General features: G+C 70.2%; 14 protein-coding genes and 1 rRNA gene. 7 read left to right on the top strand and 8 right to left on the bottom strand.

Features of this window, described 5'->3' with window-relative positions:
• Positions 1-188 precede the first annotated feature (188 nt).
• A complete protein-coding gene (locus ACWDEX_RS25285) occupies positions 189-758 on the top strand; it encodes a GNAT family N-acetyltransferase (protein ID WP_450466233.1) in 570 nt (189 codons plus the stop codon).
• Between the two features lie 61 nt (positions 759-819).
• Entirely contained in the window at positions 820-2022 is a 1203-nt protein-coding gene (locus tag ACWDEX_RS25280) for a winged helix-turn-helix domain-containing protein (protein WP_450466232.1), read from the top strand.
• Between the two features lie 76 nt (positions 2023-2098).
• Here the strand turns inward: ACWDEX_RS25280 and ACWDEX_RS25275 are convergent, their stop codons facing one another.
• The 7 genes from ACWDEX_RS25275 to mtnA all read right to left on the bottom strand — a co-directional run bounded on the left by ACWDEX_RS25275 (position 2099) and on the right by mtnA (position 10864).
• A complete protein-coding gene (locus ACWDEX_RS25275) occupies positions 2099-2845 on the bottom strand; it encodes a response regulator (protein ID WP_450466231.1) in 747 nt (248 codons plus the stop codon).
• 203 nt (positions 2846-3048) lie between these two features.
• The gene (gene hpf, locus ACWDEX_RS25270; RefSeq protein WP_450466229.1) at positions 3049-3741 is read right to left on the bottom strand and encodes a ribosome hibernation-promoting factor, HPF/YfiA family; all 693 of its coding nucleotides are present in this window, start codon (positions 3739-3741) and stop codon (positions 3049-3051) included.
• Positions 3742-4055: 314 nt separating this feature from the next.
• Positions 4056-4997: a ComF family protein gene (locus ACWDEX_RS25265; RefSeq protein ID WP_450466227.1), complete on the bottom strand. Its 942-nt coding sequence runs from the start codon at positions 4995-4997 to the stop codon at positions 4056-4058.
• Positions 4998-5157: 160 nt separating this feature from the next.
• Positions 5158-6987 carry an LpqB family beta-propeller domain-containing protein gene (locus tag ACWDEX_RS25260; RefSeq protein ID WP_450466226.1) on the bottom strand — a complete coding sequence of 610 codons (1830 nt, stop codon included), beginning with the start codon at positions 6985-6987 and terminating at the stop codon, positions 5158-5160.
• The gene (gene mtrB, locus ACWDEX_RS25255) at positions 6977-9019 is read right to left on the bottom strand and encodes an MtrAB system histidine kinase MtrB (protein WP_450466225.1); all 2043 of its coding nucleotides are present in this window, start codon (positions 9017-9019) and stop codon (positions 6977-6979) included. Before mtrB ends, ACWDEX_RS25260 begins: the two co-directional genes overlap by 11 nt.
• A 1-nt stretch (position 9020) precedes the next feature.
• Entirely contained in the window at positions 9021-9710 is a 690-nt protein-coding gene (mtrA, locus tag ACWDEX_RS25250) for a two-component system response regulator MtrA (protein ID WP_450466224.1), read from the bottom strand.
• A gap of 8 nt (positions 9711-9718) precedes the next feature.
• Positions 9719-10864 carry an S-methyl-5-thioribose-1-phosphate isomerase gene (gene mtnA, locus ACWDEX_RS25245; RefSeq protein ID WP_450466222.1) on the bottom strand — a complete coding sequence of 382 codons (1146 nt, stop codon included), beginning with the start codon at positions 10862-10864 and terminating at the stop codon, positions 9719-9721.
• Between the two features lie 141 nt (positions 10865-11005).
• Between mtnA and ACWDEX_RS25240 the strand changes: the two genes are divergently transcribed.
• From ACWDEX_RS25240 to ACWDEX_RS25220, 5 genes are read left to right on the top strand one after another with little or no spacing between them, the layout of a single operon-like run.
• A complete protein-coding gene (locus ACWDEX_RS25240) occupies positions 11006-12304 on the top strand; it encodes a glycerophosphoryl diester phosphodiesterase membrane domain-containing protein (protein ID WP_450466220.1) in 1299 nt (432 codons plus the stop codon).
• A gap of 4 nt (positions 12305-12308) precedes the next feature.
• Positions 12309-13025: a DUF4129 domain-containing protein gene (locus ACWDEX_RS25235; RefSeq protein WP_450466219.1), complete on the top strand. Its 717-nt coding sequence runs from the start codon at positions 12309-12311 to the stop codon at positions 13023-13025.
• Positions 13022-14212, top strand: coding sequence for a DUF4350 domain-containing protein (locus ACWDEX_RS25230; RefSeq protein WP_450466218.1), 1191 nt, complete (start codon positions 13022-13024; stop codon positions 14210-14212). The genes ACWDEX_RS25235 and ACWDEX_RS25230 overlap by 4 nt, the downstream gene beginning before the upstream one ends.
• Positions 14209-15192: an AAA family ATPase gene (locus ACWDEX_RS25225; RefSeq protein ID WP_450466217.1), complete on the top strand. Its 984-nt coding sequence runs from the start codon at positions 14209-14211 to the stop codon at positions 15190-15192. Before ACWDEX_RS25230 ends, ACWDEX_RS25225 begins: the two co-directional genes overlap by 4 nt.
• The gene (locus ACWDEX_RS25220; protein ID WP_450466216.1) at positions 15192-16502 is read left to right on the top strand and encodes a DUF58 domain-containing protein; all 1311 of its coding nucleotides are present in this window, start codon (positions 15192-15194) and stop codon (positions 16500-16502) included. The genes ACWDEX_RS25225 and ACWDEX_RS25220 overlap by 1 nt, the downstream gene beginning before the upstream one ends.
• A 74-nt stretch (positions 16503-16576) precedes the next feature.
• Here ACWDEX_RS25220 and rrf read toward each other — a convergent pair.
• A 5S ribosomal RNA gene (rrf, locus tag ACWDEX_RS25215) occupies positions 16577-16660 on the bottom strand; the annotation flags it as partial.

Raw genomic sequence — 16660 nt, 5'->3', positions numbered from 1 at the left:
CCGGTGACAGCCACTAGGACAACGGACGGGCGTCGCCGAAGGTGCCGCGCCCTTGCCACGAAAAGTAACGGGGCTCTCACCCAGAGGTGAGCGATGTCGCCGTCGGCGTGGCGGGGCGCGTGAGGGATATTGGCGGCACGTCGCGAAAAGCCATGGCGATGCGACGGCCGACCGAGCAGAATCGGGCGATGGACCCCGTCACCCTGACCACCGCACGCCTTCTCCTGCGGCCCGTTGGCCCGCAGGACACCGACGCGGTGTACGCGGCCGTACAGGACCCCGACATCCAGCGCTGGACCACCATCCCGTCACCGTACTTGCGTGAGCACGCGGAGGGGTTCACCGGTCAGATGGTGCCCGACGGTTGGGCGGACGCCTCGATGTTCACCTTCGGTGCCTTCCTCCCCTCCGGGGAGCTGGTGGGCATGCTCGGTCTGACGATGCGCTCACCCGGCGTCGCGGAGGTGGGCTTTTGGACGGCGAAGGAACACCGGGGCAACGGCTACATCACGGAGGCGACACTCGCCGCGTCGCGCTGGGCCTTCACCCAGATGTCGATCGACCGTGTGGAATGGCGTGCGGAGGTCGGCAACGCGGGGTCCCGGGCGGTCGCCGAGCGCGCGGGCTTCACCGTCGAGGGCACCCTGCGCTCCGCCGTCAACAACAAGGGTGTGCTGCGGGACTGCTGGGTGGGCTCGCTCCTACCGTCGGACCTGGGCCTGCCGTCGTCGGCACCGTATCTGCCGGCGCGCGCTTAGCGCGGGACCGGTCGGCGCCCGCGCCCGGCCCGTTGTCAGTGCCGCCCTCTACGGTGTGCCCATGCCGAGTCTCCCGCGTCCCACCACCGAACTGACCGCCGACGAAGCTCGCCGCATCGCCCTGCGCGCGCAGGGTTTCCTCGGCGCACCCGACCGCAAGTCCGGTGTCCGCGGAGTGCTCCGCCACCTCGGAGCGGTCCAGCTCGACACCATCTCGGTCCTTGCCCGCTCCCACGAACTCATCCCGTACGCCCGCCTCGGCGCCATAGGCCGTAGGACGGTCGACACGGCGTACTGGACTTCGCCGTCGGACGGCATGACCGCGGCCCGGCCCCACGCGTTCGAGTACTGGTCGCACGCCGCATGCATCCTCCCCATCGAGGAGTGGCCCCACTTCGCCTTCCGTCGCCGGGCCTACCGCGCCCGGCCGCACTGGAACCACACGCTCCCGGACGGGGTCTACGACCAGGTCATCAAGCAGTTGCGCGCAGAAGGCCCCCTCACGGCCACAGACCTGGGGGGTGCGAAGAAGACCAGCGAGTGGTGGGACTGGTCCGGCACCAAGGTCGCGGTGGAGCGTGCGCTGATGTACGGCGAAGTGGTCTGCGTGGAGCGCCGTGGCTGGAAGCGCGTGTACGACCTCGCCGAGCGCGCCGTTCCCGAGGCACTCCTCCACGACCAGCTGGACGACGCCGAGTGCCTGCGCCGTCTCGTGGGGCTCGCCGGTCAGTCGCTCGGGGTCGGCACGCGCGCGGACATCGCGGACTACCACCGTCTCAAGGGCGAACAGGTCGACGCGGTGATCGCGGACTCTGGCCTGGTCCCGGTGACGGTCGAGGGCTGGGGCAAGCCTGCCTGGGCGGACCCGGCGGCCCTTCAGACCCCGCCGCGCGGCCGCCACCGGACGACGCTCCTGTCCCCTTTCGACTCCCTGATCTGGGAGCGGGCGCGCACGGAGCGGCTCTTCGGATTCACCCACCGCCTGGAGGCATACGTCCCCAAGCCGAAGCGGGTGTACGGCTACTTCGCGATGCCGGTCCTCGCCGGAGGTCGGCTGGTCGGCCGTGTGGACCCCGCGCGCGAAGGCCGCACGCTGGTCGCCAAGCAGGTCACGCTGGACGATCCCAAGGCGATCCCGGCGGTGGCCCAAGCCCTGCTGGAGGCGGCGACCTGGGTCGACTGCACGAACGTACGCGTCGAACGGGTGGACGCCCCGGCCCTGCACGAGCCCCTCGTGCGGGAGCTGGCCCGCGCCCTGGACTGACCCCGGTCACTTCCGCGTCGCCGGTCTCAGCCCCTGGGGTCGGCGACTTGTGTCGCAGCGCCGGGGACCTGCGCCGCTAACGGATTTCGAGGATCTTCTCCCGCATCGCGTAGACCACGGCCTCCATCCTGGAGTGCAGCTGGAGCTTCTCCAGGATGTTGCGCACATGGTTCTTCACGGTGTTCTCGGAGATGAACAACTCCTTGGCGATGTCCCGGTTGTTCATTCCGGTGGCAACGAGTTTGAGGACCTCCAGCTCCCGGTCGGTGAGCCGCGGCGCCGGGACCAGCCGGCGCTCGTCGGTCCGCTGGATCATCGACTTGAACTCGGTGAGAAGTTTCGACGCCATGGACGGGCTGATCTGTGACTGCCCGTCGGCGACCGCGCGAATGGCCGTGGCCACCTCGTCGGTGGAGATCTCCTTGAGGAGGTAACCCGTCGCGCCCGCCTTGATCGCGTCGTAGAGATCGGCCTCTTCATCACTGATCGTCAACATGATGATCTTCGCGCTGGGCGCCACCTCCTTGATGGAGGTGCACGCCTCGATCCCGCCCCGCCTGGGCATCCTCACATCCATCAGCACGATGTCGGGCAGCAGGTCGGCCGCTTTGTCGACCGCCTCCGCGCCGTCCCCGGCCTCGCCGACGACCTGGATGTCCTCCTCGGCCGCGAGCACGATCTCAAGGCCGCGGCGGAAGAGGGCGTGGTCGTCCACGACGAGGACCCGGATGGGTTCCTTGCCCGGAGTGCCTGCGTCCGGGCCCATGCTGCCGACGCCGCTGTGGGCATCCCTGTCATGCATCGGTCCGAAGCTGTCCGCCATCGTTACTCCCCCTGAAGGCTGTGGCCTGTGGTCCTGTGCCATCGCCAACCCACGGCAACGGGCCACCGGTTGGGCCATTGCGGCCATGATTCCATGCCTGGGCGACAGCCAGGTGACAGCGCACGGCGCGAAGTGGTCGCACCGGTGCCCCTGGGGGCGCACGGGCGCACCAGGGGCACCGGTTCAGCCATCGCCCGGCGGGGTCAGCCGCCGAGCGTTCCGCCTACGTCAGCCGACTGCGCCTGAGTCACCATCTGGTCGGTGCTGAGGTGGATGACGCCGTAGTCGTACGCGCGCCGTCGGTAGACGACGCTGGGTTGCTTGGTCTCGGAGTCGACGAACAGATAGAAATCGTGCCCGACCAGCTCCATTTCGTAGAGCGCCTGGTCGAGCGACATCGGCGAAGCGACGTGGGTCTTCTCCCGGACGACGAGGGGGCCTTCGCCCTGCACCTCGAGCGATCCGATCTTCCTGGTCGGCACGCCTTCCGCCTCCTCCTCGGAGACGACGCTGCCGTTGACGTCGAGCGTCGCGGCGCCCGGGACGTGGTCGGGCACCTCCGCTGCCGTGAGCCTGCGGACCCCCCGGCGGGTGTGGCGCTTGTCGTGCTGCTTGCGCAGCCGGGCCTCTAGCTTCTCCGCCGCCAGGTCGAGTGCCACATACGGATCGCTGGCAGCCGCCTCCGCCCGGATCACCGGCCCACGGGTGCGGAGGGTGATCTCCACACGGTCGGAACGGTCGGCCTGTCGGGGGTTGGGCTCCTTGGACACCTCGACGTCGAGGCTGATCACCTTGCCATCGAGCTTCTGGATCTTGTCCAGCTTCAGCTTCTCGGCCACGTGCTTCCGGAACCGCTCGGGCACCTCGGTCTTGCGGCCCTTGACGACGATGTCCACGCAGAACTCCGTTCCCGGATCGCTCCGCATCCCTGGCGGAGCATCTCCCTTGTGCACCAGGCTCCGGTGAACTCCGGAACCTCGGACTCTCGGTGACTTCCACCTCCCTCCCCATAGGCGAGATCTCTCGACCTCATTGCTGCGGGTAATTGAAGAAAACCGCAGCAGGCATTCGTATGTGCGGGGGATGGCCTGCGGCTTTCCCTCACAACCGAACATATCTCGCCCGGCCGGATGTCGTCACCCTCTACTGCCGCATACCTCCGTTCAGGTGAAACGACCTGCTCACTACCTGCAACGATCTGAGTTCGTAGTCAGTTCCGGTTGTTTTCGAAAGAATCCTGCGAGGTAGCGATCACCGCCGCATGGATCCCGTCTCCGACGCCGTCGCCAATGGCCATTCCGTACGGCGTCCGGTGCCTGCGCGCCGGGGCCGTCGTTCCCATCGCGTTCCATTTCCCCCTTGCTTCCCCTGCCGCGCTCGGATACACCTCCGCTTCTTCCGTATCAATGAGGTCGAGTGCCTCCCGCACCGCACGTGCCGCCTCCGTGAGTGAGGCTCCCGTCGTCATCAGGTCGTCGACGAGGACGATCCGCCCGCCAGTCAGCAGCCCGGCAGCCCCTCCGGCCACTTCCAGGGCACCCGCGAGATTGGCCAGCCGCTGCCGGGAGCTGAGCTCCGACTGGTCGGCCACGGTCCGCCGTTGCCTCAGCACGGCCACCACCCTCGCCGTCGTACCGGTCCGGCGCAGCTCGCCGGCGGCCGCGAGCGCGATCCGCCGCGCGGGATCATGCCCCCGCGCCCGCACGGACCGGCGCGCGGAGGGCACGGGGACGAGCAGCACGGGCGCCCGGTCGCCGTGGGGCCAGGTCACCGCCGAACAGCTGCCCGCCCGCCGGGCTGCGGCGCGCCCATCGAACGGCTCGGCACCGCTACCTTCCGTCGACCACCGGGTCACTGCCACCTCCAGCCCCGCCCGCACCGCCCCGGCCAGTGCCGTCCCCAGCGGCCCGGCCAAGGGGAGGGCGCCTCGTTCCTTGTGCGCCAGGATCAGAGCGCGCACGGCACCCTCGTACGGCGCCGCCGCGTGCACCACCGGCAGCCCCGCCGGCTCCGGCGTCGGCCGCACCCGTCGCGGCACCCTGCCGTGAAGGGCTGCGCGGCACTCCGCGCATAGCACCGTGCGCGGCCTCCCGCAGCCTCCGCACTCGGCCGGCAGCACCAGGTCGGTAAGGTCCTGCCACCACCCCCGCATGCCCACCACTGTGCCAACGTCCGCCGCGGCCTGCCAGCCCTGTGGAAAACAGCCTGTGGACAACCGAAGGGCGCCCACCGACCGTCCAGCCGCGGGCTCACGACACAGGTCGCGGGCGTCGGCCCGGGCAGCAGGTCTCCCGGCCGCACATCTGCGGGACTCACCCCGGATAAACCGGAGCCGTTCCCTTCTTGGTCACCTTCTGCCACTGTGACCCAGCCGAAAGCCGCACGATCCCGTCCTCCGAGTACGCCACCAGCGGCAGCCGCTCGTCCTCGGACGCCGCGATCTGCTTCATGCCTGTGAGCGAGGCCGGCGGGTTGCCCGGGGGCGTGGAGCCGTCGACCTGTACGTAGCGGATCTGCAGCACTCCGCCGGACTCCTGCCCGACCACGACGAGTCGGCTGGCCCCGGCCCACGACATGGCCGTGACCTTCTCCCACCGCGGAGTCACGGAGTGCAGTTCGAGGATCGACACGACGGGCCGCCCGCCGATATCGCTTTCCCGCTCCACGCGCCCGATCTGAAGAGACGTCTTGCCGTTCTTCTTCACGATCAGCGCTATTCGCACGCCGTCGGCGGCCACCCGCACCGCGTCGATGCGCCCGTCGAGGCTCGGCGTACGCACCTCGATCGGCTTACCGGCACCGTTCTGCAACATCAGCAGCTTGGGCTGCTTCACATCACGGTCGGCGACCCACAGATCGCCCCCGCCGTCCCAGCTCGGCGTCGTCAGCCTGTCGCCCGGCGACGAGCCGTCGCTGGTCACCGCGTTCCCGAGCGAGGCACCCGACGCCAGCGACCCCACGTACAAGTGCCGCCCGTCGAACGAGACCCCGGCCGCCGTTTCCTCGTCACGCGCGACAGCCGCCGCACGTAGGCGCTTGACCCCCTCGCCCAGTGCGCCCGGCACCGGCTCAGGCTCCTTCGAGCCGGTGCCGGGAAGACGCACGAGCCGGGACTTGCCATCGATGAAGTACTCGTACTCGGAGTGCTTGTCCGTGCCGTGCGCGGCGATGATCTCGGCCCGCTCCTCGTTCAGCTCGCACAGCTTGCTGCCGCCGGCCCCCTGCAGCTCGACCCGGTTCACGCCGGTGGGCGTCAGGTCCTGGAGCGTGAACAGCAGTTGCGTCGCCATCCTGGTGCACTGCGCCCGCCCAACCCGGTCGGCACTTACGTCGAGCGGCACCGTCAGCTTGTTCTGGTCGTCGGGCGACAGCGTGGTGACGTCCTTCCGCAGGGCGGTGCCCGACGGGAAGTCGGACGTCGCCACGGGGCGCAGCCAGCGCGTGGGTCCCTTCAGCAGCACGCGGACCATCGACGTCACGGGATCCACCTTGCTGCGCACGTACACCGGGTCGGCGACAGTGCTCAGCCGCCCACCCGTCGCGGCGGGCGCGTTCGAGGCGTAGTAGTACTTATTGACCGACACATAGTTGCGCTGGAAGTCGGACTTGCCCATGACCACGCCCTTCGGCGGCGAGTCGATCCGCCACTGGCCGGTCTTCTTCACGAGAGTGAGGTGCACCGTCTCGCTGTACGTCCCCGCGGCCGGCGCATACGCGTGCTGCGCGTCCACGACGGCGAGCCTGCTACCGGTCAACGTGAACGCGTAGTCGCCGCCCGCCTCCCGATTGCCGGAGTGCTGCTCGGAGACGGGGTTCGGCCCGTCGGTGAGCACGGTGGTGGACCTATCCGGGTCCCAGCGGCGCGAGGCACGGTCGGTCAGATACTTGCGCGCCGTCTCGTACTGGGGGTCGTCGCTGGTCAGCGCTTCCAGGAAGCCCTGCACGATCTCCCGTGGCTGGGCGTTGTCGTGTGGCGGCATCGCGAAGACACGGACCTGCGCGTTCTGCCGCGGCGTGGACTCGACGCCGCGCACGTCGCCGCTGTCCGGCATCGAGGCACACCCGGCCAGCAGTACGGCACCGCAGCCGGTGTACGCCGCCACGCGCAGCACACGCCGTCGGCCGCCCCCCTCAGCGCCCACGAAATGCCTCCCCTTGGTCACGCTCGCCGGACCCCTCGCCTCCCAGCGACGGCTCCTGTGTGTTGTCGTTACGACGCCGTTCGCCTCCGCTGGGCCGCGGCACCACGCGCGCGCCGTTGCCGGGCAGCGCTGTCGGGTCGGCCGTGGGCGTCACCGCGGCCATCCGCGGCGCGATCGGGCCACGCGGCGACGGCACGTTGTCATGCGCAAGCTGCGCGGGCACCATGGCGGCCTTTTCGGCGCCCCCCTGTGGTAGACCGGTGTCGCTGTGTCCGCGGTTGCGCCGCGAGTCCGCGGGCTCCAGGGGTATGGGCGAGCCCCGCAGCGGCTCGTCAGCGGTCCGTGGCAGCGTCAGCCGGAACTGCGACCCGCCGCCCGGCTCGCCCCACGCCTGCAGCCAGCCCCCGTGCAACCGTGCGTCCTCCAGGGCGATGGACAGCCCGAGCCCCGTACCGCCGGTGGTCCGCGCACGAGCCGGGTCCGCCCGCCAGAAGCGGCTGAACACCCGGGTCGCCTCGCCGGGCTTGAGCCCCACACCGTAGTCGCGCACCGCCACCGCGACCGCGCCGCCCGCCGCGGCGAGCTTGACGATGACGTCCTTGCCCTCACCGTGCTCGACCGCGTTGACGACGAGGTTGCGCAGTACCCGCTCGAGACGCCGGGCGTCGGCCTCGGCCACGACCGGCTGCAGGTCACCGACGACCCGTATCTGCGTGCCCTTGCGCTCGGCGAGCGGCTCGGCCCCGCTGACGACCCGCCGCACGACCTCGCGCAGATCGATCGGCTCGGCCTCCAGCGCCGCCGCGCCCGCGTCGAAGCGGCTGATCTCCAGGAGATCCGCGAGCAGCGACTCGAACCGGTCAAGCTGGTCGGCAAGCAACTCGGCGGACCGCGCGGTCACCGGATCGAAGTCCACACGCGCCTCATGGATGACGTCGGCCGCCATCCGCACCGTCGTCAGCGGTGTGCGCAGTTCGTGCGACACGTCCGACACGAAGCGCCGCTGCATCCGCGACAGGTCTTCCAGCTGCTGGATCTTCAGCTGCAGGTTCTGCGCCATCTTGTTGAAGGCCTCGCCCAGGCGCGCGATGTCGTCCTCGCCGGTTACCTTCATACGCTCCTGCAGCCGCCCGGCTGACAGCCGTTCGGCGATGCCCGCGGCCATCCGTACGGGCGTGACGACCTGGCGCACCACGAGCCAGGCGATGGCCCCGAGGAGCACGACCACGAAGAGCCCGGCGGTCGCCAACGTCCCCTTGACCAGGCTGAGCGACTTCTCCTCCTGGGCCAGCGGGAAGAGGTAGTACAGCTGGTAGGGGTCCCCGTTCGGGTCGTTGACCTGCTTGCCGATGATGAGCGCCGACTGCGGCCCACGGCTGCCGTTGGTGTAGACGATACGGGTGTAGCTCTGGGCCACGCCCATGCCCGATTCGACGCGCTTACGCAGCGCCAGCGGCACGCTCTGGCTCGGGTCCACACCGCCCGATGCGCGCGGCCCGAGACCGCGGTTGTCGTTGTCGACGGCGGTGGTACTGAGCGTGACCACGTCGAAGGCGCCCTGGCCACCACTGGAGAGCGCCTCGACGAGGTCGCTCATCCATCCGCTGACGTTCTGCACGGGGTTGTTGCCCGTGCCCGAGCTGTCGTCCCCTCCGCTGGAGCTCGCCGCGCTGTCGGCCCTCTGCCCGGCGACCGCGAAGCCTCCGACGGCCTGGCTCTGCGACGCCCTCACCTTGGCGTCCAGCAAACCGTTGCGCACCTGTCCGATGACGACGAAGCCGAGCAGCAACACAACACCGAGCGACATCAGCAAGGTCGTGACGACGATCTTCAGCTGGATGTTGCGCCGCCACAGCCGCATCACGGGCAGCAGCGGACGGCGCACCCAGCGCATGACGAGCCGAAGGACCGGGCTGCCCTGGACTCCGCCCTGGAGCAGCCCGCCCTCGACGAACCGTCCGCACCGTCCGACAGGCCGCCCCGGACGGGCCCCCGGCCGACCGGACTCCGGAGCGGCACTGTCCCGGGTCATGTCAGCTCGGTCCAGCCTTGTAACCGACGCCGCGGACAGTCACCACGATCTCCGGCCGCTCCGGGTCCTTCTCGACCTTGGAGCGCAGCCGCTGGACGTGCACGTTGACGAGGCGGGTGTCCGCCGCGTGGCGATAGCCCCAGACCTGCTCGAGCAGTACCTCGCGGGTGAACACCTGCCACGGCTTGCGTGCCAGCGCCACCAGCAGGTCGAACTCCAGCGGCGTCAGCGCGATCGACTGCCCGTCCCGCTTCACCGAGTGACCGGCCACGTCGATGAGGAGGTCGCCGATGGCGAGTTGCTCAGGCGCCGGCTCCTCCGACCTCCGCAGCCGCGCCCTGATACGGGCGACCAGTTCCTTCGGCTTGAACGGCTTCACGATGTAGTCGTCCGCACCCGACTCCAGACCGACCACCACGTCCACGGTGTCGCTCTTGGCCGTCAGCATCACGATGGGCACGCCCGACTCCGCCCTGATCAGGCGGCACACCTCGATGCCGTCCCGCCCGGGCAGCATCAGGTCGAGCAGCACCAGGTCAGGCTTGGTCTCGCGAAAGGCGGCCAGCGCCTTGTCGCCGTCGGCTACGAAAGACGGCTCAAAACCTTCACCACGCAGCACAATGCCGAGCATCTCGGCCAGTGCGGTGTCGTCGTCGACGACAAGGACTCGTCCCTTCATAAACGACATCATCCCATTAACTAAATCGTTACCTGGCGTGACCTGTCACACAGCGCAGCGAGGGCCCCGGCGGTCACGGGCGACACGACTCCTTCTTCGGTGACGATCGCCGTCACCAGCTCGGGCGGCGTCACGTCGAACGCCGGGTTGTACGCCTGGGTCCCCAGGGGTGCCACCGGTATCCCGCCTCCCGCTCCTGCTCCCGTCGCCGGCCCCCGAGGCGCGGCGACCTCGGTCACCTCGCGTCCGGCCCGCTGCTCGACCTCGATCGACGCTCCGTCCGGCGTGGTCGCATCCACCGTCGTCACCGGTGCCACAACGATGAACGGCACACGGTGGTACCTGGCCAGCACAGCGAGGGGATAGCTCCCCACCTTGTTCGCCACCGAACCATCGGCCGCGATCCGGTCCGCCCCGATCAGCACCGCGTCCACCTCCCCGGCCGCGAAAAGCGAACCCGCGGCGTTGTCCGTGAGCAAGGTGTACGCCATCCCGTTGCGGGCCGCCTCGTACGCCGTCAAGCGAGCACCCTGCAGCAGCGGACGCGTCTCGTCCACCCACAGCCTGCGCAACCGCCCCGCCCGGTGAGCCTCCAGCGCCACCGCGAACGCCGTGCCCTCCCCGCCCGACACCAGCGCCCCGGTGTTGCAGTGCGTGAGCACCCGGTGAGAGCCACCCGGCATCAGTTCGTCCAGCAGCGCGAGGCCGTGCCGCGCCATCCGCGCGCTGGCCTCGGCGTCCTCCCGGTGCAGCGCCCGCGCAGCGGCGAGCGCCGCCTCGGCGGCCTGCCGCTGATCGCCGCCGTCGGCGATCACGGCCCGGTAGGCGACCAGGGCCCTGCGCACGCCGACGCCGAGGTTCACCGCGGTGGGTCGAGCACCCTCCAGCGCGGCGGCTGCCGCGTCCACGTCGAAGCCGCGTGTGGCGGCGAGCGCGACACCGTACGCCCCCGCGATCCCGAGCAACGGCGCCCCGCGCACGGCGAGGGTGCGGATCGCGTCCACCAGCGCGGGCGCGTCCCGGCACACGTACTCGACCTCCTCGGCCGGCAGCTTCCTCTGGTCGAGGAGTACCAGCACGGGGCCTTCGGACAGTTCGTCCCAGCGGATCGCGGATATCCCCGGCGACCGGTCGTCCTCGCCGGATTGCGCGTACTGATCAGCCATGCGGGCAGTCTGCCCCCGAACCCGGCAGTCCATTGCAGGCGTACTCCCTGCACCACCCCGGGTCCCCTCACCGGCACCGCGTGGCACGATGGCTGCCAACTCGCCGCCGCAACCGCGGACGGGCACCGTGAAGGAGCGACAATGAAAGACACTCCGGGCTGGGCCTCGCCCGGATCTGCCCCCTCCGACGGCCGGCAGCCGGATGCCTCCGGAACGCAGCCCCCGGAGCAGCCCTCGGACCAGAGCGGTACCGATCAGCCGCAGCCGCCTACGCAGTGGTCCCAGGAGCAGCCCCCGCCGGGGCAGTGGAGCGCTCCTCACCCTCAGGGCCCCGGCCAGGCCCCGCCACCGCCCGGCCCTGGCTGGGGCGGCCCTCCTCCCCCCGGTCCCGGCGGCTACGGCGGTCCGGGAGGCGGCTACGGAGGCTGGGGCGGTAACTGGGGTCCACCACCGGCTGCCAAGCCCGGTGTGATCCCGCTGCGCCCGCTCGGCGTCGGCGAGATTCTCGACGGCGCTGTCTCCACCATGCGTACGTACTGGCGCACGGTCCTCGGCATCTCCCTGACCGTCGCGGTCGTCACGGAGATCGTCGTCATCCTGCTCCAGGGTTTCGTCCTGGACAACAACGCCACCACGGACACCCTCAACGACCCCAACGCCTCCGTGTCCGAGCTGAGCCACGCCCTGGGCAGCAGCATGCTGAGTTCCGGTGCTGTCTTCCTGGTCGCCCTGCTCGGCACCATCGTCGCGACGGCCCTGCTCACGACCGTCACCAGCCGGGCGGTACTCGGCAGGCCGGTGGCCACCGCGGAGGCCTGGCGCGACGCCCGCCCACAACTCGCCAAGCTGTTCGGTCTGACGCTTCTGCTGCCGCTCATGGCCCTGGCGATCGTCGCCGTGGGAACGCTGCCGGGCATATTGGTCGCCGTGGCGGGCTCGACCGCGGCGGGTGATTCGTTGATCGTCCTCGGCGGCCTCGGGGCCAGTGTCGTCGCCCTGTGGATCATGATCCGCTTCTCGCTCGCCTCGCCCGCGCTGATGCTGGAGAAGCAGAGCATCCGCAAGTCGCTGAGCCGCTCTGTGAAGCTGGTGCGCGGCTCGTGGTGGCGGGTCTTCGGCATCCAGTTGCTCGCTCAGTTCATCGCGTTCATCGTGGCGTCCATCATCGTGATCCCCTTCACCTTCCTCGCCGGTGCGCTCAGCGACGACGGCATCAGCGGCCTCGTCAACGGTGGCGTCGGCAGCCTCGGCTGGACGTTCCTCATCATCAGCGGGGTCGGCTCGGTGATCGGCCGCATGCTCACCTTCCCGATCACCGCGGGAGTGACCGTGCTGCTCTACATCGACCTGCGCATCCGCCGCGAGGCCCTCGACCTCGACCTGGCCCGTGCCGCCGGCATCCAGGGCCAGGGCCCTCACACCCCCACTCCGGGGAGCTGATGCGGTGAACCGGACGGGGGGAGTACCGCACGTGGTACCGGTGCTGTGGCACTCGGGCGACGCGCCACCGGTGACAATCCCGCGCGACCCCGCGAGGGAGGCGGCCCGGCGTGAGCTGTCCAAGGGCATGTACCACGAGCACGACCCCAGCTTGCTGGAGCGCGCCCTGAACGCCTTCTGGGACTGGGTCGCCCGGCTCATGGACGCGGCGTCGACGGCGACGCCCGGCGGCTGGCTCGGCCTCCTCGTCATCGTGCTCGCGGTACTGGCGATCGCGGGGGCCCTGTGGTGGCGGCTGGGTACCCCGCGCCGCACACCCGCATCGTCCGTCTCGCTCTTCGACGACCGCCCCCACAGCGCGGCCGAACACCGGGCTGCCGCCGAGGCGTACGCCGCCCAGGGCCACTGGAACCAGGCCGTCCAGGAGCGCATGCGTGCCGTGGTCCGCTCCCTGGAGGAACGCGCCCTCCTCGACGTACGCCCCGGCCGCACCGCCGACGAGGCGGCCTCCGAGGCGGGCCGCACGCTCCCGGACCACGCGGACCGGCTGCGCGCCGCCGCCCGGGACTTCGACGACGTCGCGTACGGCGGCCGGGCCGCCGACGAAGGTACGTACCGCCGGCTCACCGCCCTCGACGACGATTTGGAACGCACCAGACCCCAGCTCGCCGTCAGCGCCCAGAGCACCGCCCACAACGCCCGCCAGGGAGCCGCCGGATGACCGCCGGGGCCACGCTCACGTCCACCTCGACCTCGCCCACCGCACGCCAGGTGTGGACCCGGGAACGCGGTGTGCTGATCGCGGTCGCGTTCCTCGTGATCGGCGCCGTCGCGATCGCCGTGCTCCGCTCCGGCACCCAGCACGGCCGGCTCGACCCCCGCTCCGCCGACACCTACGGCAGCCGCGCCGTCGCCACACTTCTCGCCGACCGGGGCGTGTCCACGCGCGTGGTCACCACCCTCGACCATGCGCGCACCGCCGTCGGGCCCGACACCACGCTCCTGATCGCCGCACCCGACCTGCTGACGTCCCACCAGCAGGCCTTGATGCACGAAGCGACACGGAATTCCGGCGGCCGGACGATCCTGATCGCCCCAAAGACCTCCGTCGGCACCCTGGCCCCCGGAGTCTCGGCGGACCCCGCAGTCAGTTTCGATTCGCTGCTGGACCCCGGCTGCGACCTGCCCGCCGCCCGGCGAGCGGGCGCCGCCGACACGGGCGGCGTCCGGTACCTCACCAAACGGGCCCACGCCGACACGTGCTACCTCAGCGACGGCCGGGCCACCCTGGTACGGCTCCCGGCCGCCTCCGGGGGTGGCGACACAGTCGTGCTCGGCGCTCCCGACATTCTGTACAACGACCGTCTCGACCAGCAGGGCAATGCCTCGCTCGCCCTCCAACTGCTCGGTTCCCACTCCCACCTGGTCTGGTACCTCCCCTCGCTCTCCGACGTCCCGGCCACCGAGTCGGGCAACCAGAGCTTCTTCGACCTGCTCCCCTCAGGCTGGCTCTGGGGCACGCTGCAGCTCTTCATCGCGGCGGCCCTGGCCGCCCTGTGGCGAGGACGCCGACTCGGCCCCCTCGTACCCGAAAGACTCCCCGTCACGATCCGCGCCTCCGAAACCGTCGAAGGCCGCGCCCGCCTCTACCGCAAGGCCGGAGCCCGCGACCGCGCGGCCGCCGCCTTGCGCTCCACCACCCGCACTCGTCTCGCACCCCTCACCGGCGTCCCGGTCGCCCAGGCACACGCCCCCGAGGCACTGCTCCCCGCGCTGTCCGCCCACCTTCACAGTGACGGCCAGTCCCTGCACTCCCTCCTTTTCGGCCCGCCGCCCGCCGACGACGCGGCCCTGATCGCCCTCGCCGACCAACTCGACACCCTCGAAAGAGAGGTACGCCGTCCATGATGGACCCGACCACTGACAACGCCGAGGACCCGGGCGCCGCCCGCGCCTCCTTGGAGGCACTGCGCGCCGAGATCGCCAAAGCCGTGGTCGGCCAGGATCCTGCCGTGACCGGGCTCGTCGTCGCTCTCCTCTGTCGCGGACACGTTCTCCTTGAAGGAGTCCCCGGGGTCGCCAAAACGTTGCTTGTCCGCGCGCTGGCGTCGACGCTCGAACTCGACACCAAACGCGTCCAGTTCACGCCCGACCTGATGCCCAGCGATGTCACGGGCTCCCTCGTCTACGACGCCCGGACCGCCGAGTTCTCCTTCCAGCCCGGACCGGTCTTCACCAACCTCCTCCTCGCGGACGAGATCAACCGCACCCCGCCCAAGACCCAGTCGTCCCTCCTGGAGGCCATGGAGGAACGCCAGGTCACGGTCGACGGCACCCCGCGTCCCCTTCCCGAGCCGTTCCTGGTGGCTGCGACACAGAACCCGGTCGAGTACGAGGGCACCTATCCCCTTCCTGAAGCCCAACTGGATCGTTTCCTACTCAAACTGACAGTGCCTTTCCCGTCCCGTCAGGACGAGATCGACGTCCTCACCCGTCATGCCGAAGGCTTCAATCCGCGCGACTTGCGCGCCGCCGGCGTACGCCCTGTGGCGACCGCGGCCGACCTGGAGAACGCCCGCGCTGCCGTCACCAAGACCAAGGTCTCCCCCGACATCACCGCCTATGTCGTGGACATCTGCCGGGCTACCCGCGAATCTCCGTCCCTCTCCCTTGGCGTCTCGCCCCGCGGCGCGACGGCTCTCCTTGCCGCATCCCGTGCCTGGGCCTGGTTGACGGGCCGCGACTACGTCATCCCCGACGATGTGAAGGCGCTGGCGCTCCCGACACTCCGTCACCGGGTGCAGCTCCGGCCGGAGGCTGAGATGGAGGGTGTGACCGCCGACTCGGTCATCAACGCGATCCTCGCCCACGTCCCCGTACCCCGCTGATGGCACTCACCGGACGCGCCGCCCTGCTGGCGGCACTCGGAACCCTCCCGGTCGGCATTTGGGAACCCAGTTGGACGGGCATCCTCGCCGTCAATGGACCGCTCGCCCTGGCCTGCGCCTGTGACTTCGCACTGGCCGCACCCGTACGCCGCCTGGGCCTGAACCGTTCCGGCGACACGTCGGTGCGCCTGGGCGAATCAGTCGACGTCACGCTCACCGTCACCAATCCCTCCGGCCGTCCCCTGCGCGCCCGTCTCCGGGACGCCTGGCCGCCCAGCAGCTGGCTGCCAGGCACCGAAGTGGCCGCGTCCCGCCACCGCTTGACGGTCCCTCCGGGTGAGCGTCGCCGCGTCACGACACGACTGCGCCCCACCCGTCGAGGTGACCGCCACGCGGACCGTGTCACGATCCGCTCGTACGGACCGCTCGGCCTCTTCTCCCGCCAGGGGACCCACAAGGTGCCGTGGACGTTGCGAGTCCTGCCTCCTTTCACCAGCCGCAAGCACCTCCCGTCCAAGCTGGCTCGTCTCCGTGAACTGGACGGCCGCACCAGTGTGCTGACACGCGGTGAGGGCACGGAGTTCGACAGCCTGCGCGAGTACGTTCCGGGGGACGACACCCGTTCCATCGACTGGAGGGCGACGGCACGCCAGACCTCGGTCGCGGTACGAACCTGGCGGCCCGAACGCGATCGCCACATCCTGCTGGTCCTGGACACGGGCCGAACCTCCGCAGGACGGGTCGGTGACGCGCCACGCCTGGATGCGTCCATGGACGCGGCGCTTTTGCTGGCCGCCCTGGCCTCCAGGGCCGGCGACCGAGTGGACCTGCTCGCCTACGATCGCCGGGTCCGTGCCCTGGTTCAGGGCCGTGCCGCCCACGAGGTCCTCCCGTCACTGGTCGACGCGATGGCGACCATGGAACCGGAACTCATCGAGTCGGACGCACGAGGCCTCACTGCCACCACTCTCCGTATGGCCCCACGCCACTCTCTGATCGTCTTGCTCAGCACCCTTGACTCGGCCCCTGTCGAAGAGGGGCTCCTTCCGGTGCTGTCCCGCCTCACTCGGCGTCATACGGTGCTGCTGGCATCAGTGGCGGATCCGCGTATCGCCCGCATGGCAGTGGCCCGGGGCAGCACGACTGCGGTGTACGAGGCAGCGGCCGCGGCCCAGGCTCAGATGGAACGCGACCGTACGGCAGAGCAGTTGCGCCGCCGGGGCGTCACTGTCGTGGACGCAACACCGGAGGATCTGGCGCCGGCACTGGCGGACGCGTACCTGGCACTCAAGACCGCGGGCCGTCTCTGAGTTCGAAAGGGGGTGAATACCCCTGGAACACAGAAAACCCCGCACCATAAGGTGCGGGGTTTCCTTCAAATTTTGTTCGGCGGCGTCCTACTCTCCCACAGGGTCCCCCCTGCAGTACCATCGGCGCTGTAAGGCTTAGCTTCCGGGTTCGGAATGTA

The sequence above is a fragment of the Streptomyces sp. NPDC001020 genome, assembly GCF_053599115.1.
This window is presented reverse-complemented; position numbering and strand designations above follow the sequence as displayed.